This window comes from Paraburkholderia sp. EB58 (assembly GCF_050436665.1).
Lineage (GTDB): Bacteria > Pseudomonadota > Gammaproteobacteria > Burkholderiales > Burkholderiaceae > Paraburkholderia.
On sequence record NZ_JBNDMQ010000067.1, the window covers coordinates 1 to 23,356 of the forward strand.

Annotated in this window: 25 protein-coding genes and 1 pseudogene; 16 read left to right on the forward strand and 10 right to left on the reverse strand. The window is 59.1% G+C overall.

Annotated features, from left to right (window positions below; genetic code table 11):
• The first annotated feature begins 174 nt into the window (after positions 1 to 174).
• Complete coding sequence (locus P3T40_RS43425) at positions 175 to 1,200, forward strand: LLM class flavin-dependent oxidoreductase (protein WP_429273833.1); 1,026 nt, start codon at positions 175 to 177, stop codon at positions 1,198 to 1,200.
• A gap of 92 nt (positions 1,201 to 1,292) precedes the next feature.
• On the opposite strand, the gene P3T40_RS43430 is transcribed toward P3T40_RS43425, so the two are convergent.
• From P3T40_RS43430 to P3T40_RS43440, 3 genes are all read right to left on the reverse strand, one after another.
• Complete coding sequence (locus P3T40_RS43430) at positions 1,293 to 1,751, reverse strand: MEKHLA domain-containing protein (RefSeq protein ID WP_429273834.1); 459 nt, start codon at positions 1,749 to 1,751, stop codon at positions 1,293 to 1,295.
• 70 nt (positions 1,752 to 1,821) lie between these two features.
• On the reverse strand, positions 1,822 to 3,063 hold the full coding sequence (locus P3T40_RS43435) for an MFS transporter (RefSeq protein ID WP_429273835.1): 1,242 nt from the start codon (positions 3,061 to 3,063) through the stop codon (positions 1,822 to 1,824).
• A gap of 295 nt (positions 3,064 to 3,358) precedes the next feature.
• Complete coding sequence (locus P3T40_RS43440; protein WP_429273836.1) at positions 3,359 to 3,961, reverse strand: NADPH-dependent F420 reductase; 603 nt, start codon at positions 3,959 to 3,961, stop codon at positions 3,359 to 3,361.
• A gap of 192 nt (positions 3,962 to 4,153) precedes the next feature.
• Here P3T40_RS43440 and P3T40_RS43445 point away from each other — a divergent pair, with 192 nt between their 5' ends.
• Positions 4,154 to 5,080 carry a LysR substrate-binding domain-containing protein gene (locus P3T40_RS43445; RefSeq protein WP_429273837.1) on the forward strand — a complete coding sequence of 309 codons (927 nt, stop codon included), beginning with the start codon at positions 4,154 to 4,156 and terminating at the stop codon, positions 5,078 to 5,080.
• Between the two features lie 6 nt (positions 5,081 to 5,086).
• Here the strand turns inward: P3T40_RS43445 and P3T40_RS43450 are convergent, their stop codons facing one another.
• Positions 5,087 to 5,317, reverse strand: a complete 231-nt coding sequence (locus P3T40_RS43450; protein ID WP_429273838.1) for a hypothetical protein — start codon at positions 5,315 to 5,317, stop codon at positions 5,087 to 5,089.
• Positions 5,318 to 5,617: 300 nt separating this feature from the next.
• On the opposite strand from P3T40_RS43450, the gene P3T40_RS43455 reads away from it, so the two are divergent.
• Genes P3T40_RS43455 through P3T40_RS43465 form a run of 3 tightly spaced genes read left to right on the forward strand, consistent with a single transcriptional unit; the run spans position 5,618 to position 8,243 of the window.
• Positions 5,618 to 6,388, forward strand: a complete 771-nt coding sequence (locus P3T40_RS43455; RefSeq protein WP_429273839.1) for an ABC transporter ATP-binding protein — start codon at positions 5,618 to 5,620, stop codon at positions 6,386 to 6,388.
• On the forward strand, positions 6,385 to 7,182 hold the full coding sequence (locus P3T40_RS43460) for an ABC transporter permease (RefSeq protein ID WP_429273840.1): 798 nt from the start codon (positions 6,385 to 6,387) through the stop codon (positions 7,180 to 7,182). The genes P3T40_RS43455 and P3T40_RS43460 overlap by 4 nt, the downstream gene beginning before the upstream one ends.
• Complete coding sequence (locus P3T40_RS43465) at positions 7,179 to 8,243, forward strand: ABC transporter substrate-binding protein (protein WP_429273841.1); 1,065 nt, start codon at positions 7,179 to 7,181, stop codon at positions 8,241 to 8,243. Before P3T40_RS43460 ends, P3T40_RS43465 begins: the two co-directional genes overlap by 4 nt.
• A 58-nt stretch (positions 8,244 to 8,301) precedes the next feature.
• Here the strand turns inward: P3T40_RS43465 and P3T40_RS43470 are convergent, their stop codons facing one another.
• From P3T40_RS43470 to P3T40_RS43480, 3 genes are all read right to left on the reverse strand, one after another.
• Positions 8,302 to 8,973, reverse strand: a complete 672-nt coding sequence (locus P3T40_RS43470) for a methyltransferase (RefSeq protein ID WP_429273842.1) — start codon at positions 8,971 to 8,973, stop codon at positions 8,302 to 8,304.
• Positions 8,970 to 9,206 (reverse strand): methyltransferase family protein, encoded by a 237-nt coding sequence (locus P3T40_RS43475; protein ID WP_429273843.1) that lies wholly within the window; start codon positions 9,204 to 9,206, stop codon positions 8,970 to 8,972. Before P3T40_RS43475 ends, P3T40_RS43470 begins: the two co-directional genes overlap by 4 nt.
• A 432-nt stretch (positions 9,207 to 9,638) precedes the next feature.
• Entirely contained in the window at positions 9,639 to 9,824 is a 186-nt protein-coding gene (locus tag P3T40_RS43480; RefSeq protein ID WP_429273844.1) for a hypothetical protein, read from the reverse strand.
• 1,249 nt (positions 9,825 to 11,073) lie between these two features.
• Between P3T40_RS43480 and P3T40_RS43485 the strand changes: the two genes are divergently transcribed.
• The 6 genes and pseudogenes from P3T40_RS43485 to P3T40_RS43510 form a co-directional block, all read left to right on the forward strand.
• A complete protein-coding gene (locus P3T40_RS43485; RefSeq protein WP_074268590.1) occupies positions 11,074 to 11,826 on the forward strand; it encodes an SDR family NAD(P)-dependent oxidoreductase in 753 nt (250 codons plus the stop codon).
• 537 nt (positions 11,827 to 12,363) lie between these two features.
• The gene (locus P3T40_RS43490) at positions 12,364 to 12,996 is read left to right on the forward strand and encodes a class I SAM-dependent methyltransferase (RefSeq protein ID WP_429273845.1); all 633 of its coding nucleotides are present in this window, start codon (positions 12,364 to 12,366) and stop codon (positions 12,994 to 12,996) included.
• A 170-nt stretch (positions 12,997 to 13,166) separates the two neighbouring features.
• Complete coding sequence (locus tag P3T40_RS43495; protein ID WP_429273846.1) at positions 13,167 to 13,397, forward strand: NAD(P)-binding domain-containing protein; 231 nt, start codon at positions 13,167 to 13,169, stop codon at positions 13,395 to 13,397.
• A 34-nt stretch (positions 13,398 to 13,431) separates the two neighbouring features.
• Entirely contained in the window at positions 13,432 to 13,881 is a 450-nt protein-coding gene (locus tag P3T40_RS43500; protein ID WP_429273847.1) for a nuclear transport factor 2 family protein, read from the forward strand.
• Between the two features lie 565 nt (positions 13,882 to 14,446).
• Complete coding sequence (locus P3T40_RS43505; protein ID WP_429273848.1) at positions 14,447 to 14,719, forward strand: hypothetical protein; 273 nt, start codon at positions 14,447 to 14,449, stop codon at positions 14,717 to 14,719.
• A pseudogene (locus P3T40_RS43510) lies at positions 14,656 to 14,898 on the forward strand (L-histidine N(alpha)-methyltransferase); the annotation flags it as partial. The gene P3T40_RS43505 and the pseudogene P3T40_RS43510, both read left to right, overlap by 64 nt.
• A 211-nt stretch (positions 14,899 to 15,109) precedes the next feature.
• On the opposite strand, the gene P3T40_RS43515 reads toward P3T40_RS43510, so the two are convergent.
• The gene (locus tag P3T40_RS43515; protein WP_429273849.1) at positions 15,110 to 16,036 is read right to left on the reverse strand and encodes a LysR family transcriptional regulator; all 927 of its coding nucleotides are present in this window, start codon (positions 16,034 to 16,036) and stop codon (positions 15,110 to 15,112) included.
• 64 nt (positions 16,037 to 16,100) lie between these two features.
• Here P3T40_RS43515 and P3T40_RS43520 point away from each other — a divergent pair, with 64 nt between their 5' ends.
• From P3T40_RS43520 to P3T40_RS43535, 4 genes are all read left to right on the forward strand, one after another.
• Entirely contained in the window at positions 16,101 to 16,250 is a 150-nt protein-coding gene (locus tag P3T40_RS43520; protein WP_429273850.1) for a hypothetical protein, read from the forward strand.
• Positions 16,251 to 16,343: 93 nt separating this feature from the next.
• Positions 16,344 to 16,718, forward strand: a complete 375-nt coding sequence (locus tag P3T40_RS43525) for a hypothetical protein (protein ID WP_429273851.1) — start codon at positions 16,344 to 16,346, stop codon at positions 16,716 to 16,718.
• A 140-nt stretch (positions 16,719 to 16,858) separates the two neighbouring features.
• Positions 16,859 to 17,380, forward strand: coding sequence for a hypothetical protein (locus P3T40_RS43530; RefSeq protein WP_429273852.1), 522 nt, complete (start codon positions 16,859 to 16,861; stop codon positions 17,378 to 17,380).
• Between the two features lie 175 nt (positions 17,381 to 17,555).
• Positions 17,556 to 18,305, forward strand: coding sequence for a response regulator (locus P3T40_RS43535; protein WP_429273853.1), 750 nt, complete (start codon positions 17,556 to 17,558; stop codon positions 18,303 to 18,305).
• Here P3T40_RS43535 and P3T40_RS43540 read toward each other — a convergent pair.
• Positions 18,247 to 20,049: a hybrid sensor histidine kinase/response regulator gene (locus P3T40_RS43540; protein ID WP_429273854.1), complete on the reverse strand. Its 1,803-nt coding sequence runs from the start codon at positions 20,047 to 20,049 to the stop codon at positions 18,247 to 18,249. The genes P3T40_RS43535 and P3T40_RS43540 overlap by 59 nt on opposite strands.
• Positions 20,050 to 20,221: 172 nt before the next feature.
• The gene (locus tag P3T40_RS43545) at positions 20,222 to 22,015 is read right to left on the reverse strand and encodes a hybrid sensor histidine kinase/response regulator (protein ID WP_429273855.1); all 1,794 of its coding nucleotides are present in this window, start codon (positions 22,013 to 22,015) and stop codon (positions 20,222 to 20,224) included.
• A 622-nt stretch (positions 22,016 to 22,637) separates the two neighbouring features.
• Here P3T40_RS43545 and P3T40_RS43550 point away from each other — a divergent pair.
• Positions 22,638 to 22,907, forward strand: a complete 270-nt coding sequence (locus P3T40_RS43550) for a hypothetical protein (RefSeq protein ID WP_429273856.1) — start codon at positions 22,638 to 22,640, stop codon at positions 22,905 to 22,907.
• Positions 22,908 to 23,356: the final 449 nt, after the last annotated feature.

A 23,356-nucleotide genomic window follows, 5' to 3' on the forward strand; every position in this document is an offset into this window, starting at 1 on the left:
CACGACCTATCACACCGATGTGTTTGCGCAGTACGGCGAACAGGCCGATGCGGAGATCGCGAAGATTATCGAGCAGAACGAAATGGAGGCACCGGCGAAGACTGTGAGCCGGTGACTCCGCAACAGCTTACATACGACACCGACTCATAGGATATTGAATTTCAGGTACTCAAAATGCAGATTGGACTTTACACACTTTCAGACCTCTCGACCGTTGGTCCCAATGGTCGAAGAGTCGACGCACATACCCGGATCAAAGAGACCATTGCGGCGGCGAAACTCGCGGAGCAAGCGGGCCTCGACATCTTTGGGGTTGGTGAACATCACCGACTCGATTTTGCCGTATCGGTGCCGAGTGTCGTTCTAGCTGCCATCGCCGCTTCGACAAGCACCATTCGCCTGACGAGCGCCGTAACGGTTCTCAGCACGGCTGATCCAGTGCGCGTTTATGAAGAATTCGCGACGCTCGATCTGGTGTCGGGCGGCCGCGCCGAAATCATTGCAGGGCGCGGGGTTTTCAGTGAGCCATTCCCCCTGTTTGGCTACGACCTTCAGGATTACGACGCATTGTTCGACGAAAAGCTGGCGCTTTTTGACCTGCTAAATAAGTCCGGGCGCGTTACCTGGAAGGGTCGCTTCCGGGCCCCCTTGAATGACGCAGAGATTGCGCCGCGTGCTCTGCAACCCACGATTCCGCTTTGGATTGCGGTAGGCGGCTCTCCGGACAGCGCAGTCCGCGCCGGCCGCCTGGGCTTACCCATGGCCCTTGCCGTGCTGGGCGGCCCATATGGCAGAGCGGCCCAGCTTGCGGCGCTCTATCGCGCCGTCGGACGGGAGGCCGGGCACGCCCAAACCTTGCGAGTCGCCGTGAATGGACATCTTCACATTGCCGAGACATCACAGGCAGCTCGCGACGATTTCTATCCTCACTATAGTCAGTACTGGGTCGAATCGACTCCCTCAAAGTCCCCCAGACCAAGAATTCCGCGCGAGGATTTCAATCGCTCAATTACTAAAGACAGCGGGCCGTTTGTCGGAAGTCCGGCCGAAATCATCGACAAAATTTCCCTGCTTCATGAGCTTACCGGGATGGACAGGCTCGTCGCACAGATTGATATCGGGGGAATGCCATTTGCAAAAATCGCTGCGATGATAGAACTTCTGGGGGACAAGGTTATCCCCGCAATTCGCAAACTATAAGCGGCGCAGAATGAATGCGCGACCAATGAAGCCGGGAAGGCCGACGGTGCTCGGTTCAGGACAAAAGCAATATGTGGTGAGGGACCTGGCGATCAGATGTCGCGCGTGTGCGGGATGACAACCGCCTGGCCGTGCAGTTTGCCGTTCGCGTCGAGAAGTTGCCACAGTGTTGCTTCCTCGATCATGAAACGCTGGCCTGACTTGGTGATACGCACGCCTTTGTAGCCAGCCTCATAGCCGAACCGCTGTACGCGTGCGAGGAACTGCTGGCGCTCCTCGCGATTCAGGGCCTCAGCTGAGAGCCGGGACGGCAGTCGGGTGATTTCATCCCAGCTATATTCAAAACGGCGCTGCGCCGCCTTGTTGCCGTAAATAAAGAGCGGGTCGGGATCGGTGTTGTGCGCAAGTACCGCGAACGGTGCGCTCTCATAGAGCCATTCGCTAGCTTCGACCGCGGGCATGGCCTGCGGTACCAGGGGATGTCCAAGCAGTTTGGCGTAGCTGTCGGCCAGGAGCTGATAGAAAGCTGGATTGCTGTGGAGTGGAATCATCCAAGACCTCTCTACGTGGATCCACCGGCCGCCCCTCGTTCGGCGTCAGCAGCGAGGGACAGCCGCTTAATCATTCCGGCGTCGCCAGACACTCACGGTCGGCCTGCGCCACCGTGCTTCTTCCGAAGCTGGCCAGGGCAGCAAGGCCGAGCAGCGCAAGCGCACCGCCGAGCAGGAAATCAGGCGGAATGCCGATCGAATCGACAATCGTCCCACCGACCAGCGACCCCACCGCAATAGCGACCTGAATGATGCTCACGAATAGCGCCGAACCCGCCTCCGGCAGATCAGGCGTCGCGCGCTGAATCCACACGCTGAAACAGAGTGGCAGCGCGCCGAACGAAATACCCCATGCGAGCACATCAACCGTAACCGCCAGCTGCGAGTGCCGCAACAAAGGCATCGACAAAAGCGCGAACATCATCAGCGACACCATCGTCGCGACCGACGCCTTGATGCTCCGGTCGACTGTGCTCGAAACGGCGAAATTGGAGAAGAAACCAATCACGCCGAACCCTAGCAACAACCAGGTAATGGTCGACATGCCGAAGCTCGCGTCATGCAGCAGAAACGGCGTGATGTAGGTATAGGAACAGAAGTGGGCGCCGAATACGAGTCCCACCATCAGCATGCTCCGGCGCGCATAAGGACGCCGTATCAGCTCGATCAGGTCCGAAAAGCGCAGCGCAGCGCTCGAGGGCAGCGACGGGACCAGCAGCAGTTGCGCGACCAGCGCGATGGCAACCAGCACACCGGTGGCCATGAACGAAAAGCGCCAGGAAGAGAAGCCGGCGATGAACGTGCCGAGAGGCACGCCGATCACGGTGGCGCATGTCACTCCCGTCAGGATCATCGCGGTTGCCTTGGCTGCGTCTTTGGGTTGCACAAGCCGGCCCGCCGCGGCTGTCGCGAGAGTCCAGAAGCCGCCCAATGCCGCGCCAAGCAGCGCTCGGCCCACCAGCATGACGGCGAAATTAGGTGCGAATGCCGACAACAGATTGGACGCCAGCAACAGAGCCGTCAGCAACAGGAAGACGTGTCGACGGTCCATGCGCCCCGCGCCCAGCATGAGCCCCGGAGCGGAGAGCGCGGCAATGACGCCCGGCGTGGTGACCATCAGACCGGCCGTGCCTGGCAAGACATCCAGTTCCTTGGCGACATGCGGCAGTAAACCGACCGGCAGAAATTCCGTGGTCACAAACGCAAATGCGCCGATCGCCACGGCGCCGACTGAAAGCCATTGACGTAGAGACGACGAATCACTCTTCTCCGGTGCGGGGGTACCCGCCGGCAGATTGCTTTCTACCAACATAGATTTGTTTGCCCTTAACGGACAATGATTGAATTGGTGCGGATTGCCGTACTAATCCACCCGCGCCATCGGGTTCGTGATGAAAACGCTTTGCCTCAGGCGCGTGCAGCCCCGTCCTGAGAACGAGGCGCCACCATACCACTGCATTATTTCCTCTGCCTGCGCGCTGCCAAAGGCATCGCTTGGCGTAGGGATACTGGAGGGCGAAGGGAGTGATGGGGAGGTCTAGAGGGTGACGAGGGAGCTTGGGCACTCCCTGTCATAGAACGGCATTCAGGACCATCGGCTATCCAAACTAGCCGAACTTGACGAGATTGAACACCGGCAACGGGCCGCCCGGGATTTGAATTAGCTTCCCCCCGCCTACGAGCGGACCCAGATCGATGCCGAAGAAGCCGAGCTGCTCGATCAGTCCGCTCACAGCCAATTTCGCTGACGCGTCGTCTCCCGCGAAGAACAACACGCGGTGCCCGCCTTCGGCCAGTGGATCGTCGGAGAGCAGGTGTGCCGGTAGATGATTAAACGCCTTCACCACGCGTGCACCCGGCACGAGGTCCGCGAATACTTCACTCGAGCTCCGGCCATGCAATTCAGCAGGTGCGAACGTCGGCGGCTCGATCGGGTTGTTCGTGTCAATCACGATGCGTCCGCCGAAGTCCGGCAGCCCGGCTAGAGCGGACGGCAGCTTCGTCCAGTTCACTGCGACGAGGACGATGTCCTGCGCGGCCGCCTGTCCGCGCGTTCCCGGCGTGATTGAGGGGCCGAGTTCGCGCGCGAGCTCCGCGAGCGATTCCGGGCCACGGCTGTTCGCGATGATGGCTTTGAGGCCTTTGCCGGCCAGCGCTCTCGCGAACGCGGACCCAATGGCGCCTGCTCCGATGATGCCGATGGTGCTCATAACGATGCTCCTGGTGAAGGGTGATGGATCGAGTGAATCAGGTGATAAAGCCGCCGACGTCTGTGCCGGCAAGGGGAAGGACATGTGACGTCCACTCCCCAAGGCTGATGACTGGATGTTGCCAACTTAATTGCTCGATGATTAGCCGGTAATTGCTTGAATTATTTTCAAGCAATGCTTTAAGATTGCCACATGGAAACCCTCGCCAACCTCGAGTCGTTCGTGCGCAGCGCCGAAACGGGCAGCTTCTCCGCGGCCGCACGGCGTCTTGCGCTGACGCCCGCTGCGGTCAGCCGGAACGTTGCGCTGCTAGAACGCAATCTCGGCGTGCGACTGTTCCAACGCTCGACGCGCAAGCTCACGCTGACCGAGGCGGGAGAGCGCTTTCTAGTGGAAATTGGCGGCAATCTGGACGCGCTGCAGGCAGCGATCGCGTCGGTCTCGACCGATCGCAGCGAACCGGCTGGCGTGCTGAAAGTCAGCATGGCGCCGACCTTCGGCATCACGTACGTCATGCCGCTGCTGCCGGCGTTCCTCGCGCGCTATCCGATGGTTCGTCCGGATTGGCACTTCGAGAACCGACAGGTCGACCTGATTGCTGAGGGATACGATGCGGCGCTAGGTGGTGGGTTCGATCTCGCACCGGGCGTCGTGTCGCGAGCATTGGCGCCTGCGCATCTCGTGGCGGTGGCGTCCCCCGCGTACATGGCCGGCCGCGTGTCACCGAGCGATCCCGGAGGTCTTGCAGAACTCGACGGCATTGTGATGCGCTCGAGCCGCACTGGCCGCGTGCTTCACAGGACGATGCGCGACACGGTGGGCGACGAGATGCCCGCACGGCTCAGCGAGACCATCATGGTCAACGACCCGGCAGCGATGCGTGAAGCGGCGACTCTCGGACTGGGCGTGGCGCTGCTGTCCGTGTCAGACGTGCTGTCGTCGATCGAACGGGGGGAACTCGTGCGATTGCTACCGCACTGGTATGCGGACGCCGGGGCGATTTCGCTCTACTACGCGACGCGAGCGCTGCTGCCGGCGAAAACACGAATGTTTGTTGACTTCGTTGTCGAGGCGTTCGAGCGGGAGCGGTTGGCCGAACGGTTTGCTGGGTGCGCTTAGCTAGGACTAGCCGCCACGAGCAATGCTCTCGAGCCGTACCGACACCTTCAGTTGCAGATCAACGATTTCCTGCTTCAACGTCAGGGCCTCGCTACTCGATGGGTCGATTGTGGATAACCGGGCTCGCATATCCGTGAGCGTTTTCATCATCTCGACCTCGGCTGGCACGTATCCAGAGTCCTTCAAGGCCTTGAACGCCATCCGATACTCTTCCGGCGTTTCTTGGTAGCCGTCCACGTAGGTCGTGCGCTTTCCCCTCCTTTGCGGTTTGCAGTTCGCCGCTTTCCTGACTACGACGGATGCTCTCGGCAATTTGTTCGTCAAGCGTTCGCGGGTTCGCCATGGTGCGTTTCCTTTTTTTAGCGGGTGCCGATCCGGTTATATCGCCTAGAATCTATCAGGTATCGGACCCTAACGGGTAGCCCCTCCGCCAGGCGATGGTGTCGCGGACTTGAGACCAGAATTGAAGCACGGGTAACTGCTTCCATAAAAATTGGGGCGGCCTGAACAACGTACCTGATCGCACCTAGTACCGTCATGGAACTCATCGCGGTGAATAGCCTCAGGAAGGTCTACGGGACGCAGGTCGACCCGGTCGTCGCATTGCAGGACATTCACTTCGCGATCGAAAAAGGGCAATTCGTTGCCATTGTCGGCCCCTCGGGTTGCGGCAAGTCCACGCTCCTCAAGATACTGGTCGGGCTAATTCCAGCTTCACAGGGAGAGGCTCGGCTCGGCGGCATTGCGATCGCCGGGCCGCGCCGGGACATTGGCGTCGTCTTTCAATCGCCAGTCCTGTTTCCATGGCGTACGGTACTCGACAACGTCCTGCTTCCTGTCGACGTGCAGCGTCTTGGCCGTGACAAGCTCAAGGCGCGCGCGATGAACCTGCTCTCCCTCGTCGGTCTCCAGGGATTCGAAAATCGCTTTCCGCAGGAGCTTTCTGGCGGCATGCAGCAACGTGCGGCCATGGTGCGAGCGCTTATTCACGACCCAACCATGCTGTTTATGGACGAGCCATTTGGCGCGCTGGATGCGATGACCCGGGAGCAGATGAACCTGCAGTTGCAGCATGTCTGGCTTGATCGGAAGGAGACCGTACTTTTTATCACGCACTCGATCCCCGAGGCGGTCTTCCTGGCAGACCGCGTGCTGGTGATGACGCCGCGCCCCGGACGCATTGTCGATGACGTCGCCGTCGACCTAGCCCGGCCACGCAGCCTCGATGTCATGACGACGCCTGATTTTGGCCGGCATGTGAAACGGATTCGGGAGCATTTCAAAGCTACAGGCGAGCTCGCACTATGAGCCGCCCGCCCAGATCGCTGCTGCGACTGCTTCTCGTGCTCGCTGTGCTCGCGGCCTGGGAGGGTGCGGTTCGCCTCTTCGAAATCCCCGCCTATATCGTGCCGGCTCCGTCGAAAGTCTGCGTCGCCCTGTACCACGGCATTGCATCAATGCTCTACATACGCCACCTGTGGATCACTCTCACCGAGACGCTGCTCGGTTTCGTGGGAGGTTCCATTGTGGCGCTTGTGCTCGGCACGCTCATTGCACTGAGCCGGCGCTGTGAATACTTTCTCTATCCTTTCATTCTCATGTTCCAGGCTATGCCGAAGGTGGCGTTAGCGCCTCTCATCATTATCTGGTTCGGTCTGGGACTGACCTCCAAGATCGCCCAGGCTGGCCTGACAGCGTTCTTTCCCCTCATGGTCAATACCATTGTTGGCCTCCGGTCTGCCGATGAGGATCGTATTGCCCTCATGCGCTCGCTCGACGCTTCGGAAATCCAGATCTTCAGGATGCTGCGCATGCCAGGCGCAATGCCATTCATTTTCGCGGGCTTCGAAATTGCCATGATGCTGTCACTGATCGGAGCCATTGTCGCGGAGTTCGTCGGTGCGCAGAGAGGACTCGGTGTCCTCATCATGAGCATGACTTACACGATGGACGTCGCCGGACAGTTCTCGGTTCTCATCGTCCTGTCCCTGCTGGGGCTATTCCTTCACACCATCATCATCGTCATCCGCAAGCGGCTCCTGTTTTGGGACACGTCACAGGACAGGGTTCGCGATGTGCCGGCCGAGGGAGAAATCCAATGAAGCGCTTCTACCTGTTTGCTGCAGCGGCCTATTTACTGAGCACTGCCTGGCTTGACGCCAACGCCCAGACCCTCGTGCGGGTAGGCTTCTGCGTGCGCACAATCGGCGTCGGCGCCGCCCCCTTCGCCGTTGCAATGAAGATGGGCTGGTACGCGAGGGACGGGATCAAGGTCGAGCTCGTACCAATCGGAGGTTCGACCGACTGCGTCAAGCTCGTCGCGACGAAAGAAATTCCCTACTCGCTCCCCTCGGTCGAGCCACTCGCCATCATCCGTCAGCAAGGAGTGAAAGCGAAGATCTTTTATACGGCCTACCAGGGCAACATTTACGGTATTGCAGTCCCTCAGGGCAGCTCGATCACGAAGATCGCCGACTTGAAGAACAAGAGTATCGGCGTCATCTCGATGAGTTCAGCGGGCGTCGTTGTCGCGCGGGCGCTCGCAGCCAATGCAGGGCTCGATCCAGATCAGGACATCCATCTCGTCGTAACCGGAGAAGGAGCGCAAACGGTCGCGCTTTTGCGCGCAGGCCAGATCGACGCCTTGAGCCAGTACGACACGCAGTACGCGGTGGTAGAAAATGCGGGCGTCAAACTTCGGCTGCTTTCCACTAAAGAGATCGAGGGTTTCCCATCGAATGGGTTCCTTGCTCTCGACGAGACCTTGCGCACTAATCGCAAGCAAGCCGTTGCACTTGCTCAAGGCTTCGCAAAGGGTACAGTGTTCACCATCGCGAATCCGGAAGCGGCAATTCGTATTCTCTGGGAGATCTACCCCGAGACCAAGCCGACAGGTATTGATGAAGCGACAGCGCTACACGAAGCGGTAAAGACGCTTGGAGCACGCATCGCGAATCTGAAGCTCGAGAAGTCCGGAGTATCCAAATGGGGCGAGAGTTCCGAGAAGAACTACTCGGCGTATTCAGACTTCATGCAGAAGTGGGCCGTGACCAAGGAGAAGGTCCCGGCGAACGAACTCATCACCAATGACCTTATCGACGAGATCAACAACTTCAACCAGGCCGACGTCATTGCTGCGGCGAAGGCTTACAGATCGAAGTGAGACGGGGTGGTTGAGCCGCTTGTAGACTTCCCCACTTCGTTCGAAACGCGGGAGAATCCTAGGTCGGCTTACCCTCGATCACGGTGGTTCCCGTGGGCGAATCTGTTTCGACCGTTTGGGTCAACTCGAACCCAGCAGCGCGGTATAGCGCACGATATTGCGCCTCGGTGCGCTCGCATCCCCCCGTCATAAGAAGCATGTTCAGGTCGGAGAGTTCGGGATAGACGGTCTTCCCGGCCGGGCGCAACATCGTTTCCAGCAAGACCAATTTACCGTCAGCAGCGATGGCTTGACGGACGATCTTCAGGATTGCGGTTGCCTGTTCGTCATCCCAATCGTGGATTACCCGGGAGAGAAGGTAGGTATTTCCTCCGGCAGGAACGCTGGTAAAGAAATCGCCCGAAATGACCTCACAGCGGCCTTCCAATCCAGCTTGGGCAATTGTGCTTTGGCCGCCAGCGAAGGCGTGAGGCAGATCGAATAGTTTGCCGTGCATGCCCGGATTTCGCTTCAGGATGTCGGTAATGATCCTTCCATGCCCTCCACCCACGTCGATGACTTCTGCGGCCGGAGAAAAATCATATGCTTCCAGCACCCCGGTCATATGAAGGGCCGAGAACGCGGTCATCGTCGCGTTAAAGAGTTTCGCCAGCTCGGGGTTGCTCAGTAGCCAATCGAAACAGTTGATGCTGCCGGAGAGTTTCTGGCTGGCGCTTTCACCCGTCTTCACGCAGTGCTCGAAAAGCTCGACAGCGCTCGCATTGTGCGGCCAAGAGACGGCGCGCTGGCACCGGCCGTCTCAGCCAGTTGTTCGATGCTTCTGGGCCCATCGGCGAGCAAATCGGCAATTCCCAGTGCCGCCACAACGTGAATCGCTTCTGAAATGAGCCGCATCTGGATGAGCTCAAGTAGTCGGGCGGCCGCCTCTGGTTTGGTCGCCTGTAATGGAGCAGTGGCATGCATTTGCGGTCCTCCCAGGTGTAGCGGTCAGCATCGTGCTGGCCGGGCGCCCGGCCAGCACTTATAGTTCAAAGACGAAAAGACCCTGCGAGAATTGCATCGGTTAAGCGGTTCCGAATCATCAAGGAAGTCGGGCAGCGGGCTCGCGCGCACCGAATGCCAGTTATGAAGTGGAAGGCTTGATGTTCCGGGTGTGACGGAACTGCGAGGAAAAAGTTGAGCACGCTTGGTGAGGAACCGGAAGCCTAGTACCTCATAGATCGTGATCAAGAAAACGGTCGTAGTGCCCTTAGAAAGAATGCTGACGCTCACAACAACCCGTCGAGTTGAAGCGGAACCGTCGGTATCGGGGCAGCGCAGATAAAGTCACCGGAAGCGAATTCAAAGAGGCCCCTTGTTGGAGGGGCCTTGAGCTACGAAATCACCGTGTTTCTGTTAGTACGTCACAGAAGTCCCACTGCCAGTAAAACTGTGCTGGACAGGAGAGTCATTTGCATAGTCGTTAACGGCCTGGATGATGTTCACGATCTGCTGCGGCAACGTGCCACCGCTGACGGCGGTCATTGCAGTACGAGTCATCTCAACGGCTACGGGGATGTCTTTGATTACCAGCGTGTTCATTTCGATTCTCCAAGGGCAAATTCGTCAGACAGGGAATGTCAGAGCTTGTTTTGAGGGTGTCGCCACTCCTCGATGATGATTAAGGCAAAGTGCGTGCCAAACTGTGGCGCGGCGGTAAGCGATTGCACAACCAGTTGAAAATATTAGATTTTTAATGACGATCAGTGCGAATTCGTAGACAGACGTGCGCGCTGGACCGGTGGGTCGGATCCAACTCTCCGTCTGGCGCTGTGGGTTAGATCGCGACACATGCGGTCCGTCTACGTATCCCGTGTTTGTACGATGTCCTCGAGGCTTAGAATCCGGTCGAAGCTTCCAACGCGAATAGGCAGCCGCAAGGGGAAGTGGGTTTCGCGGCACTTGCCCGGAGCTGATGCGCGATGCCATACATCCACCGGTGCGCCCGCCGTAGCTCGCCGAATCCGCTCGAATCCTCCCGAATCGACATCCGAGTCCAATTGGCTCGTGAGTCGCTACTGATGCCCGTGCGCGTCATCAGCTATTTTTTCCAACACAGCGGCTAGAAGAGTCTCGCTTGAGACGCTGTCAGTCAGGGAGACATTCCCCGGCTCTTCGATGTCTATCTGCAGAAGCCGTTCTCCTGCGAGGGACTCATGCAGGTCATCGAAGACGCTCGCTGCGGCAGCGATGCGAATACACGCCAACCGATGGTCACTGGCGTGTTTCCTACGCCTTACTGCGAAAAATCGTCGACATCTAGCCACGGGTAACTACGCCAACGGATTCCGCTGACGGATACTGCAAATTCGCCGGGCGGCCCGGCGCCCGTGGCTGCCCTGCAGGGAGCGCCTCGTGGAAATCGCCTGTAGGACGGGGCGGTCGTCATCGCGCGGGCCGAGCCGACACACGGACCCAGATCTTTCATCTGCCAGCGCACGTGTCCGAGCCGATGCCAGAGATCGAGACTGCGCTGGATATCCTTGCCGTCGACAACGCGAGAGAGATCACTTGCAGTTCGTTGCGGTCTCGTCCGCAGAGCCGCCGTCACAGTCAGCGCATGAAGTTTATCGGGCCCGTAAGTGGCGTCCATCTACGGAAGAGATGGATTGCATCTCAATATGTCGTCTTCTCAGGAGGCCGGTGCGCTCCTACCATTCGTGTTCGGCCAGCGGGCCGATCTGCAAGCTCTCGCGCTTCTAGCGGGGAGCTTGGGTCGTCGTCCCGTTGCTGGACTTCGGCTCCGCCAGTCGCGGGACCCCGCTTTTCAATTACGAAAGGATGAAAGATCATGAAAAACTTAGAAGGCAAGATTGCAGTCGTCACGGGCGGAAGCAGTGGGATTGGCTTGGCCACAGCCAAGCGCTTCGTGGATGAAGGTGCGCATGTCGTAATTACTGGGCGCCGAGAGAAAGAGCTGAAAGAGGCCGCCACGCTCATTAAGAAAAACGTTACGACGGTCGTGGGCGATGTGTCGCGCTTGGAAGATCTGGATCGCCTCTTTGCTGTCGTGAAAGAGAAACATGGTCACATCGACATTCTCTTCGCGAACGCGGGCGCAGGGACAATCGCACCGCTCGCGGTAGCTAGTGAGGCCCATTTTGACCAGACCTTCGACGTGAACGTGAAGGGAATGTTCTTTACGGTGCAGAAGGCCCTTCCCCTCTTCAAAGACGGCGGTTCGATTATCCTGAACTCTTCGGTCTCGAACGTGCTCGGGCTTCCAGGATTTACTGCTTACGCCGCGAGTAAGGCGGCTGTGCGCAACTTCGCGCGCGGCTGGGCCTTGGAATTGAAAGACCGCAAGATCCGCGTGAATTGTATGAGCCCCGGAGCAATCGACACCCCGGCCTTGGCGACTACGACGGGCCTTACCGCTGAACAGGCCGAGCAAGCAGTCGCACAGTTCACCACGCAGATCCCAATGGGCCGCAGGGGCATGCCCGAGGAAATCGCTGCAGCAGTCACGTTCCTCGCCTCTGATGAAAGTTCTTACATCACCGGTATCGATCTTCCCGTCGATGGGGGCATGGCGCAGGGCTGACCCGACGCGGTCCTGTGGCTGGACTTACGGGCACGCCGTTCTCATTGGTAGCGACACGACATATGCGACCGATCGAGCGCGATCCGACCGCGGAAATGGAAAAGAAAACAAAGGCGATGCTATGAGCGCCGAAAAGAACGTCCAGACCGTGAGGAATCTCTTCGTCGCGATCAGCCGTGCGATAGGGACAGCATGTTGACACTGGTTGCCGAAGACATCGAGTGGATCATCCCCGGCAGCGATTGGCCGTTGGGCGGAACGCATCGCGGACGCGCTTGGGTGGGGGCCGCATATCAGATGGCCTCCGAGGAGGTGCCGATGACCATTTCGTCTTTGCCACTGCCGTCCTGGACGGCAAGATCACGAACATCCCGGAGTACATTGACATGCAGGCGCTGGCGCGGGCTCAGAGGAACGCGTCCGCGCCTGCGCAGCGCCGGCCTTAGCGGCATTCTTCGCGGTCTATGGCGAATGAGCCGTGGACCGATGCCTTGCACGTCATACGCTCATCGAATTCTCTACCGTGAAGGATATCCCATGTACGACCAATCCAAGCTAGCGGAGTTGATCCGTTTCTCACGCGTCGATGCGGGCGCCACCGTCATCGACGTCTACCCGGGCGACGGCGACTGGAGCCGTCTCTTTTCAGACGTCGTGGGACCCGAAGGACGGGTCTACAGCTTCGTGCCGGCCGAAGTCGCCCACTTCAAGAACGATCCGGTCGGCCTCATGCGGACGCTTGCGAAGGAGCCGGGCCGAGAGAACGTCGAGGTCGTTTCGGCGGACCTCGTGGCGATGCCGCAGGCCACTCGACCGGCTGATGTCCTGTGGCTGCACCTGTTCTACCACGACCTCCACACTGCGCTTATGCAGGCCAAAGGCGCGACGGCGGCGGAGTTCAACCGAGCCGTCTACGAGCGACTGAAGTCCGGTGGGTACTATGTCATCGTCGATCACGCCACCGCCGCCGGGGTGGGCATGAGCAACGCCCAGTCGCTGCATCGGATTGACCCTGTGTCCGTGCGCGAGGAGGTGGAAGCGGCAGGCTTCGTACTGGACGCGGAAAGCACCGTTCTCGCCAACAAGGACGATCCGCACTCGAGCAAGGTGTTCGACCCCTCGATCAAGGGTGAGACCGATCGCTTCGCCTATCGGTTTGTGAAGCCCTAACGCGTCCCGCCGCCCACTTAATGTCGAGCTCGCCACTGGGTGCAAACAACTTGATGCGAGGGTCTGGCTATCGGGCCTGAGGCCAAGGACGCGGCACTTGCGCGTGCTTCCGAGGACATCGCGGCCCTTACCGCTTGGGGCCAGGTCTCTACCAACCAACGGATCTGATCATGAAGTATTCCGTCATCGGATCGGGCAGCATCGGCATGGCGCTAGCCCGCCGGTTTTCGCGCAGCGGCATCGAGCTGGGCGTCGCGAACACGCGAGGCGCGGAATCGCTCGCTTCCCTGGTGAACGAGTTCGGCAACAAGGTCATCCCCGGATCCCAATCATGGCCCAAGCAGGGGGCGATTTGCGATGTTCGAAGCGACAACACTGCGTCCTCAGCCGCCGGTCCATAAGCATTCGAATAGGTCAGAAAATGGAGAGCTTTCGATGAGCATCGAAGAGAACGTCCAAGTCGTCAAAGACTTCTTTGCAGCAACGGGCAGCGGCGATAGACGACGTCTGCTGTCGTTGTGCGCCGAAGATATCGAGTGGATCGTTCCGGGCGAGGGTTGGGCCTTGGCCGGGACGCATCGCGGGCATGCCGGACTGGAGGATTTGCTCCAGAAGGCCTCCGGTCTGGAAACGTCATTCCCCGAGCCTCCAGAATTCGTCGCGCAGGGAGACCGAGTGTTGATGACTGGCCTCGCTAGGGGAAAAGTGAAGGCCACGAATAGGCCGTTCGAAGATTATTTCGTCTTTGCCATGACCGTTCGAAATGGCAAGGTGACGAACATCCGGGAGTACGTTGACACGCAAGCACTCGCGCGAGCATCCGAGCCGCGAGTGTCGGACGAGCGTGCGCGGCGGAACGCGCGAGCAGACACGCGGCGTCGATAGCCGCGAGTACTCGTTTGGCTTCTCCAGGGCGCCGCCGCACCGGTCTGTGCAGACCAAGCGTGACCCAAAAATGCTGATTTCCCGATACCACCGCTCCGCGGGGCGGGCCACCATCGCCGTCTTGAGTCGGCTAAGGGTGACAGCCGACCTACCCCACTGCGGTGCTGTCAGCGGGCCGCTGAGGCGCGGCAATAAGCGGAGCAGGCGCGGCGGAACTCGCGGGCAAGCGGCCGTTCCTGATGGCCACTGGGCCTGGTGTTTGCCCGTGCAGACCGATACCACCCGGTTCATGGCCGAGCGAACGCTTTGAAAGGCGGCACCGCCTTCTGCGGCGCCAACAGCGTTCCGTGCACATCAAACTTCTCGTTGTTCACAGGTTTGACGCGTCTCTCGTTAACGGACTTTGCGCAGCCGTTCGGCAAGCTTCACGGCGCCAACTTGCACGCGGTCACCGGACGCTCGGCACGCCAACGGGTGGTCTGCTTGCTTTTCTGCAGTCCTGCTGACCGTGACATGGATCCGCAAGCACCTGTATCGCTCGAATTCAATTACCTCAGAGGACCACTTGCAGCCTGCAACCCACCGCGACCAGCTGATCACCATGCTTGCCGAGGCCGCCGAAATCGAGCACTGCCTCATGTGCACTTATCTGTACGCGGCATTTTCGCTCACGGCTTCGTTCGACGCCGCAGGAAACCTCGGCTTCTTTCCGGGCTCGACGCTCGGCAATTTCACGCCGAAGGCTGCCATCGAACTACTCGGGCATCTTGGCATGTGCTCGGTTCCCATTCGCGGCTGCTCCTCGGCATCGACACTACCCAAGATCCGGCCCTTCTGATCCCGGCCTACGACGATGCCTCTGGTGTCACCGCGGAGTTCAATCTCAACCTTTTGGATCGCGTCAATCGCGAACTGGGAGGCGACTTCGACCGACGCGAGTTTCGCCACCTTGTTCGGTACGACCCGGTGCTCAGTCGCATAGAGATGCATCTCGCCAGTCAGCGTGCGCAAGAGGTGAGGATGAGCGGCTGTGAATTTGAGTTTGCGGCCGGTGAAACCATCCGTACGGAAAACGCTACAAGTATTCGCGCTCGGATTTCGTCAGGATGGCACATGCCGCGGGGTGGAGCAGTGTGCAGTCGTGGCACGATGACGGCAAGACGGGCTTTGTGGTCTACCTTCTGGCTCGCGAGGTCGAATGACTTTCGGTTAAGGCCGCTGCCTAGCGCTAGAGTTTTGCGGGTTCAGGCGATTCTTTTGCGCTCGACCAGTCTTTCAGATGCTCAACGAGCCAGCGGCCGGCGGGACCAGGAGGCGCTGCGGCTGGGTAGACGGCAGAAATGGTCAGCATGGTTCCAGCGCGCGGGACACCATCGACGTCAAGGGCGACCAGGTCACCGGAGGCGATGTCTTTCTCCACCATGTGAAGAGGCATCCCTCCCCAGCCGACACAGTCCTTGAGCAACGCATATTTCGTGGACAGATCGGCCAAGCGCCAGGTCGTAGACGATAGGACCCCGTAGTCGCGGCCAGCGAGCAGCTGTGAACGATCGGTCAAGACCAGTTGCACGTGCTTGGAGAGTTCCTTCTTGGGGATATGGCCCTCGAAGTTTGCAAGCGGGTGGCCACGCGCAGCAACCATCACCAACGGGACGGTGCCGAGGCGGTCGACAGCCAGCGACGGGAAGTCCATTGGGAGTGAGGCGAGGATGCCCAACGTGCAGCGCCCCTCCAGTACCGGCTGATACCCAGCACCCAAACCCTCCACGAAGATCCGTAACGGCGTCAACGGGAAGCGCTTGGCGAACGCTCTGGCTGCCTCGCTGATGGCGGCAGTGGGAAAGAAGACATCGAACACCACGGAGAGCTCGGCCTCGACTCCCGAGGCCATGAGCTTTGCCCGAGCTTTGAGGGTGTCAACACCCGAGACGATGGCCCGCGCATCCGCAAGAAGGAGCACGCCTTCAGGCGTTAGTTTTGGGAAACGCCCTGACCTGTCGAATAGTGTGATGCCGATCTGCTCCTCCAAAGCACTCACCCAGCCACTGACTGCGGACTGCACGCGGTTCAAGCGTCGAGCCGCCGCGGAGAAGCTTCCTTCGTCCACCGCAGCGATGAATGTTCTGAGCTGGTCGAGGGATACGCCGTCGAGCATATAAGCCTTTATCTATCTCTGAGAGGGATGTCTCGCATCGCAATATACCGGCTTCTCAGAGTGGGTGGCGGTCCCCATCATTGGTACCCATGGAAGCGCACAGCTGGACCGCGCCACCGAGCAGAATGCGTCGCTCGTCGAGGAAGCGGCCGCTGCGCTCGACGAGCAGGCCCAGCGACTGCGCGAGACTGCGGCGGTGTTCCGCATCGCCTGAGTGCGGCCGGCGCAGCGCAACGAAGGGGCGCCTGGCGCCCCGCTCCTACGTCCGGCTGCGGTACAGTGCTGCCTGCACTGCACGGGGCCAGACATGGATGACAGAAGAAAACCTGACACACACAGCGCCCGGGGCGAAGCCACCACCCGGACTTGGGCTGACGACGCCGTTCGCGCAGCGCGCAAGACACTCCATACCTGCACGGTGGCCTGTGACGGCGTCACAACGGAACATCAATCCGTGTACGCGGGATTCAAGGCCTACGGCTTGCCGGCAGGCGACCATATCCGGTTCCGTGCCAAAGCCAAAAGGGATGGCGTGGCGATTTTTGAACACGAAGGAAAATCGTACGAGTTCCGGACCTTCCTGAAGGAGTCGGGGCGCGCGAGGGGCGCCCCGCACGTCACGTCGGAGGTCAACGCGCTGCGTGTCCCGCTTCGCGCGCCGCCGCTTCATTTCGAAAATTGAGTATCGCTGGCATCCGAGGGACGTACGGCGGATGACGACCCACTTCGGCCTTTCAAGCTACCCCAAAGCGGCCGTTCATCTCTCGAGTATCCCTGCAAGCTTGAGCTTTCTACTCGCAGTGGGTAAAGGACCACAGAGACGTGTTTCATATCGGCCAAGAACGTCTCTGCAAGCTTCGGCTGTCCTACCTGCAACCTCTTCAGGGTGCCGTAGTATCCCCCGAGCTGATCGAGAAGCCATATGTCGCCCTCGATGTAGTTGAAGAGCGCGTCGATATTGTCCGTGTGAGTGAACCTGTCGAACGTTGCAGGAACGCTACGCTGGAATGCGACCTCCTTGTGGATTGTCCACGCCATATATCCCGTATCGTCGGTCAGCTTTTGCCACAGTGGTTGATACTGCACAAAGTGTTCGTGCGTATCGCAAGCCGCCTCAACGAAGTCATTGCCCGAATGTCGGGAACAGGCGAGGGGACGCGACGTGCATCATCGGTGGTCGAATGGTCGTTTCCGGACGCGGACCCCGAGATGCCACGTCGTCGATCGGGCCGCATTTGGCAGAAGTCGACCCGGGGCGGCCCCCTGCTCTCGCGCGACCTAAACGGCTTCTTTCAAGGTCCTCCGGCCGTTCGCCCATCAGGTCAGGCGGTGGGTGTCGAGTGACGGGCGAAGACCGCCACTTTTGAGGCAACGCCACATGGGTCAGCCGCCACTGTCCGTGGCGTAGGGGCCCTGCGTGTACTATTCGTGTTGAACACAGCGGACGACTGCTACGGATGTAGCATCGTCGGCTGTGTAACTGCAGCTCGCCTCGAAAGCGGTCCTGGGGGACGATGAAATGCGCGTACTGATCGTCGATGATCACGAGCTGTTCAGAGCCGGATTGGCGCTGCTGCTGAGAGAGCTCTTTCCGAACATCGAGTTGCTGCACGCGAGCACGTTGTCTCAAGGCGTGAAGCACGCGGTTGGCGAGCTCCTGAACATCGTATTTCTCGATCTCGATCTTCCCGATGGCCACGGTTGCGGCGCGCTTGCCAAACTGAAGGAGTCGCGCCCGTCGTTACCGGTGATCGTGATATCGGCCGATGAGAGCGTGGAAAGCATCAGTCGGTGCATCGAACTTCGCGCCATGGGATACGTGCCCAAGTCGTCACCTCCTGAAGCGCTTCATGCAGCGATAAGCGCAGTGCTTGCCGGGGGCGTGTTCCTGCCCGCCGCCAGCATCGCGAGACTCAGGCGTGACATGGGCACGGACGAGGCTCCGGTAAGTGTGCCTGGGAACGCACAGCCGAGCCGTAACTCGGAAATGAGCAGCGCATCCGAGCTGGGACTCACTCCGAGAGAGTTCGAAACGTTGGCGTGGCTGGTGCGCGGGCTTCCGTCCAAGGCGATTGCGCTGAGAATGGGGCTCGAAGACGTTACGGTGCGAAAATACGTCAGTCATTTGCTCGCGCATTTCAATCTGCGGCGCCGTACGGAACTCATCGTCATGCTGGCGGATAAAGGGATCAAACTCGGCGTCCCGCCAGTCACGGATCCCGCACATGATCGAAGCCCGTCGGCCGTTGGGCAGCAACGAACCGACTGACTTCAGCGAGCGTGCTTTCCGGCGCGGAAGACTTCCGCAACAGCACGAACGGCTCGGCAAAATCGCGAAGTGCATGCGGAGACACCAGTTCGCCAGTGATGAATGCGACGGGAAGCGCGCCCGCCCAGGCGAAATGCCGCCTGATCCGCTCGGCAACCTCAATGCCAGTCGGCCCGTCGCGCAGCCGGATATCGGCGACAATGATGTCGGGTGCGCGGCCATCGTCGGCGAGAATCGCTTCGAATCCCTCCATTGACCCGGCGGTATCCACCAGTGCGCCAGCACTGAGGAACAGTCGGCGCAGGCCCTCGAGAACGGTCGGTTCGTCGTCGCAAAGCAGGATGTATTTGCCCTTAAGGATGGATGTGCACTTGCCGTCCGTTCGATCGTCCGTCTCGACGACAGGTATCATTTTCGATATCGGAGCGTACAGGGAAAAACGTGACCCACGCCCTTCGACCGACCAGAAACGCATGCTGTGCTTCGGCAGAATTCCGACAACCCGATTGACGATAGACAGCCCAAGTCCAAGGCCTTTCGACCGGTCGCGGCCAGGATTGTTAATCTGATAGTACTCGGCGAATATCGCATCCCGATGCGCGGGCGAGATGCCGACACCTGTGTCCCACACGTCTATGCGAAGCCGTTCCCCAATCAGCACCCAGCCGATTACGACTCCCCCCGCGGAGGTGTTCTTGATCGCATTCGATACAAGATTGGACAATGCCCGCTTGAACAGGGAGCGGTCGCTTTCAATGGGTGGAGGGTGGCGCCGACGCTCGCTGATTCTGAATTCTATGCCTCGGGACCTTGCCGGTTCAAGGTATTGCTCGAAGACCTCCATAAGCACGGTCTGCGTATCGACTGGCGCCAGGTGCGGGACGTATGAGCCCAGTTCGCTATAGTCCTGAATATCCTTGAACATGTCGAGGAGGTCACGTGCCGTTTCCTCGATGACGTCGAGATCATAGCTTGCGGCGTGTTCACCTTCGAGTTTTATCCGTGCGCTACGGATAAAGAGGTTAATTGCGGCGAGAGGCTGCTGGATATCGTGGTAGGCCGACGAAAAGAACCGCTCCTTCTCTCTGACGACTTCTCTCATGCGTTCATTTTGTTGCTTGATCACGCGGGAAGCGGCGTCGACTCGTGCCTTGGCTGCGCGCAACGTCCGCCGGAACACAAATTCGCGCCGGGCGGCGAGTTCAAACTGAATGCAGACGACAATGCCGGCGAGATACATGAGAGACACGGTATTCCCACGGGAAACCCAGGAAACCCAGTGAAACCTCGGCGTGGAAACATTACTCCGTAGCCAGAGGTAAATAGCAACGCGGAAGGTTACAACGCATAGGCCGACCAACCACGCTGCTGTAATTGCGCGGAGTCGGAACGATGTGAATATCACGAACATGATAAGAAAATATTCGGGGAAAGTTTCCTCGAAGACCCATCTCGCCGGGTAAACGTTCATCAACTCCAATTGGGCGAACCAACAACTCAGTATGACTACGGAAAGTAATCTGACGGACCGGCGCTCGTCAAAGGCGCGTGGTCCCCACATCAACCATAACGGCAGGGCCATACCCACGGCACCTGCGAGTCGCACATAGCCAACGTGAAGGAGGATGCTGGGATCAAGCATGTTCAGCAGCCACCAATCACGCCAAACAAACGCGATCCATATCAGTATGAGGCTGGCGCCGGCCAGCCTGCGTTGGCCCGCGTAGCGACGCGCATAGTCCATACGGAACGCACGCTCCATCGCCGCCGACCTGAACTTGCGTACTACGAAGCCTGACGATCTCATAGCCTGCTTGATCCGGAAAGCCACCGTGGGCGGATAGTGCGCGACATCGAGAGGCTTTATCGGCGCACCACGGGTTAGACAGGTCCCCACCGAACGTGGCTCGCGCCACTCACGGATCCCGCACGTGACCGAACCCTGTCGGCGGTCGGTCGGCAACGAGCCGACTGACTTCAGCGAGCGTGCTTTCTGGCGTGGAAGACTTCCGTAATAGCACAAACGGCTCGACGAAATCGCGAAGTGCGCGAGGCGACACCAGTTCGCCGGTGATGAACGCGACGGGAAGCACGCCCGCCCAGGCGAAATGCTGCCTGATCCGTTCGGCGACCTCGATGCCGTTCGGCCCGTCCCGTAGCCGGATATCGGTGATGATGACATCTGGCGCTCGACCGTCCTCGGCCAGTATCGCTTCGAATCCCTTCATTGACCCGGCAGAATCCACCAGTGCGCCAGCACTGAGGAACAGTCGCCGCAGGCCCTCGAGAACGATCGGTTCGTCGTCGCAAAGCAGGATGTATCTGCCGTTAAGGATGGACGTGCATGCGGCGTTCGCTTGATCTTCCGTCACGATGACCGGTGCTAATTGCGATATCGGAGCGTACAGGGAGAAGCGTGACCCGCGCCCTTTGACCGACCAGAAACGCATACTGTGCTTCGGTAGAATCCCGACAACCCGACTGACGATAGACAACCCAAGTCCGAGGCCTTTCGACCGGTCGCGGCCAGGGTTGTCAATCTGATAGTACTCGGCGAATATCACATCCCGATGCGCGGGCGATATGCCGACACCTGTGTCCCACACGTCTATGCGAAGCCGTTCCCCGATCTCCACCCAGCCGACAACGATGCCCCCCACGGAGGTGTATTTGATCGCATTCGACATGAAATTGGATAGTGCCCGTTTGAACAAAGCGTGGTCACTTTCAATAGGCGGCGGGGAGCGCCGACGCAGGCTGATTCTCAACTCGATGCCCCGCGATCTCGCCAGCTCGAGGTATTGCTCGAAGACCTCCATAAGCACGGTCTGCGTATCGACTGGCGCCAGGTGCGGGACGTATGAGCCCAGTTCGCTATAGTCCTGAATGTCCTTGAACATGTCGAGGAGGTCGCGTGCCGTTTCCTCGATGACGTCGAGATCATGGCTTGCGGCGTGTTCATCTTCGAGTTTTATCCGCGCGCTACGGATAAAGAGGTTGATCGCGGCGAGAGGCTGCTGGATGTCGTGGTAGGCCGATGAAAAGAATCGCTCCTTCTCTCTGACGACTTCTCTCATGCGTTCATTTTGTTGCTTGACTACGCGGGACGCGGCTTCAACGCGTGCCTTGGCTGCGCGCAACGTCCGCCGGAACACAAATTCGCGCCGGGCAGCGAATTCAAACTGAATGCAGACGCCAATACCAACGAAATACATCATCAACACCATAGCCCCAGTGGTAAACCAGTGAGACCACGGTGTGGGAATACCCCAGATGTATTGGAGCAGTTCTATAAGATGGTAGGTTACAACGCATAGCCCGACTAACCATGCTGCCGTGATTGTACGAAGTCGGAATATCGTGAATATCAGGAAAAGGACAACAAAAAAGCCGGGGAAAATCTCCTGTCCGACCCGGACTGGCGGGTAAACGTTCACCAACCCCAATAGGGCGAACCAGCAGCTCAGCGTCACTACGCAAAGTAATCTGACGGCCCAGCGTTCGTCAAAGGCGCGTGGTCCCCACATCAACCATAGCGGCAGGGCCATACCCAAGGCACCTGCAAGTCGCACATAGCCAACGTGGAAGAGGATGCTGGGATCAAGCGTGTTCAGCAGCAACCAATCACGGATAACAACCGCGGTCCATATCAGTATGAGGCTGGCGCCGGCCAGCCTGCGTTGGCTCGCGTAGCGACGCGCATAGTCCATACGGAACGCACGCTCCACAGCCGCCGAGCCAAACTTGCGTACCAGGAAGCCTGACAATCTCATAAGGCTGCTTGATCAGGAAAGCCGCCGTGGGCGGATAGTGCGCGGCGTCGACAGGCTGTATCGGCGCACCGCGGGTTAGACAGGTCCCCACCGAACGTGGCTAACGGAGTACGACGGCACATGCCAGTGAAAGCGGCGCCGGTGGTCATGGGTGCGCAACGCCTTCGTGCGTAACCAGATAAAAACAGAATAACAGGTCGCCATTTCTACCATCAGCCACAAATGTATCAACAACGGGATATGTCCTTGCCTGCACTGGAAGGTTCAGCAAGGCGCTCCACCATCATTGAAGGCAACTAGCTGATATGTCACCGGGATCGGCCAACGGGAATGCATACATCTTTCGTCGGCGTTGCGGGTCCGTCGCCTACGCATGTGCGTTGTGACGGCGTTTCGCCTGACCAACAATGAATATGACAGCAATGCTGGGAAGACATTCGTCGAGTGCATCCAGATCGGTTGATCGTTGCACCGAGCCGAACCTGTTTCTGTTCGTGCGAAGACTGCTGTCGGCGAAAGATGCACAGGCCGATCTCTTCAACTCCGAGGGAGTACTCTCATGAAACTTTATCAATCGATCACCGTCTGTCTTGCCATGATAGCTGGAGTCACAGCAGACGGATGCTTCGCCCAAACGGCGATCAACCAGCAGGGGGTGGTAACGGATGGCAACGCCCCGCAGGTTTCAGAGGTCGCGGTTCCGGCCGTCACACCGGCACCCTCCGTGCCCGTTGGAAAAACACGCGAGCAAGTGATGCGCGAGCTGGAAGATTTTCAGAAAAATGGCGGCCCAGCACTGATGCTCGATATTTACCGAGGCGGCAGCTAATGAAGCGTCGCGAGCCAGACGGGCGTTTCGACCATCGAATGGTTGTCGGCGCGTTCCGACACAGCCGACATTGCAGGACTACGGATCGGCCAATTGCTAAAATCTACCTCGTGGGCTGGACGCGACCAACGTCGGCGGTCCTCTGACATTCGACCTCCGCTGCGGATCGACCTCGACCCATTCGACATTCCAGTAAGAAGAATTTCGACACCGGAAGCTTCGCCGATTGCCTGATTGACCGGGATGGCCGATGAATTGCTGGATCGAGTCCGCACCTCAATGTCCGCTACCAGGGGGATTGCGACGTTTGAATGTCCATCTGAATGCACAGACGAACGGCCGCAGATGGCCGAAGGACTAAACCGCTCGCGCGGTAGGGGCTCCGATCCGACGCTGGAGGTGAAGGTCAAGCCGGTCACGCGGTTTATGTTGAAGAGCGAGGCAATCCG

Excerpts from the sequence above, each read along its gene's own strand:
- P3T40_RS43515 (WP_429273849.1), bottom strand. The coding sequence starts at position 16,036 with ATGCTCGACGGCGTATCCCTCGACCAGCTCAGAACATTCATCGCTGCG.
- P3T40_RS43425 (WP_429273833.1), top strand. The coding sequence starts at position 175 with ATGCAGATTGGACTTTACACACTTTCAGACCTCTCGACCGTTGGTCCC.
- P3T40_RS43435 (WP_429273835.1), bottom strand. The coding sequence starts at position 3,063 with ATGTTGGTAGAAAGCAATCTGCCGGCGGGTACCCCCGCACCGGAGAAG.
- P3T40_RS43525 (WP_429273851.1), top strand. The coding sequence starts at position 16,344 with ATGGATGACAGAAGAAAACCTGACACACACAGCGCCCGGGGCGAAGCC.
- P3T40_RS43465 (WP_429273841.1), top strand. The coding sequence starts at position 7,179 with ATGAAGCGCTTCTACCTGTTTGCTGCAGCGGCCTATTTACTGAGCACT.
- P3T40_RS43545 (WP_429273855.1), bottom strand. The coding sequence starts at position 22,015 with ATGGACTATGCGCGTCGCTACGCGAGCCAACGCAGGCTGGCCGGCGCC.
- P3T40_RS43550 (WP_429273856.1), top strand. The coding sequence starts at position 22,638 with ATGAAACTTTATCAATCGATCACCGTCTGTCTTGCCATGATAGCTGGA.
- P3T40_RS43535 (WP_429273853.1), top strand. The coding sequence starts at position 17,556 with ATGCGCGTACTGATCGTCGATGATCACGAGCTGTTCAGAGCCGGATTG.
- P3T40_RS43490 (WP_429273845.1), top strand. The coding sequence starts at position 12,364 with ATGTACGACCAATCCAAGCTAGCGGAGTTGATCCGTTTCTCACGCGTC.
- P3T40_RS43485 (WP_074268590.1), top strand. The coding sequence starts at position 11,074 with ATGAAAAACTTAGAAGGCAAGATTGCAGTCGTCACGGGCGGAAGCAGT.
- P3T40_RS43455 (WP_429273839.1), top strand. The coding sequence starts at position 5,618 with ATGGAACTCATCGCGGTGAATAGCCTCAGGAAGGTCTACGGGACGCAG.
- P3T40_RS43540 (WP_429273854.1), bottom strand. The coding sequence starts at position 20,049 with ATGGACTATGCGCGTCGCTACGCGGGCCAACGCAGGCTGGCCGGCGCC.
- P3T40_RS43445 (WP_429273837.1), top strand. The coding sequence starts at position 4,154 with ATGGAAACCCTCGCCAACCTCGAGTCGTTCGTGCGCAGCGCCGAAACG.
- P3T40_RS43495 (WP_429273846.1), top strand. The coding sequence starts at position 13,167 with ATGAAGTATTCCGTCATCGGATCGGGCAGCATCGGCATGGCGCTAGCC.
- P3T40_RS43430 (WP_429273834.1), bottom strand. The coding sequence starts at position 1,751 with ATGATTCCACTCCACAGCAATCCAGCTTTCTATCAGCTCCTGGCCGAC.
- P3T40_RS43460 (WP_429273840.1), top strand. The coding sequence starts at position 6,385 with ATGAGCCGCCCGCCCAGATCGCTGCTGCGACTGCTTCTCGTGCTCGCT.
- P3T40_RS43500 (WP_429273847.1), top strand. The coding sequence starts at position 13,432 with ATGAGCATCGAAGAGAACGTCCAAGTCGTCAAAGACTTCTTTGCAGCA.
- P3T40_RS43480 (WP_429273844.1), bottom strand. The coding sequence starts at position 9,824 with ATGAACACGCTGGTAATCAAAGACATCCCCGTAGCCGTTGAGATGACT.
- P3T40_RS43440 (WP_429273836.1), bottom strand. The coding sequence starts at position 3,961 with ATGAGCACCATCGGCATCATCGGAGCAGGCGCCATTGGGTCCGCGTTC.
- P3T40_RS43475 (WP_429273843.1), bottom strand. The coding sequence starts at position 9,206 with ATGCATGCCACTGCTCCATTACAGGCGACCAAACCAGAGGCGGCCGCC.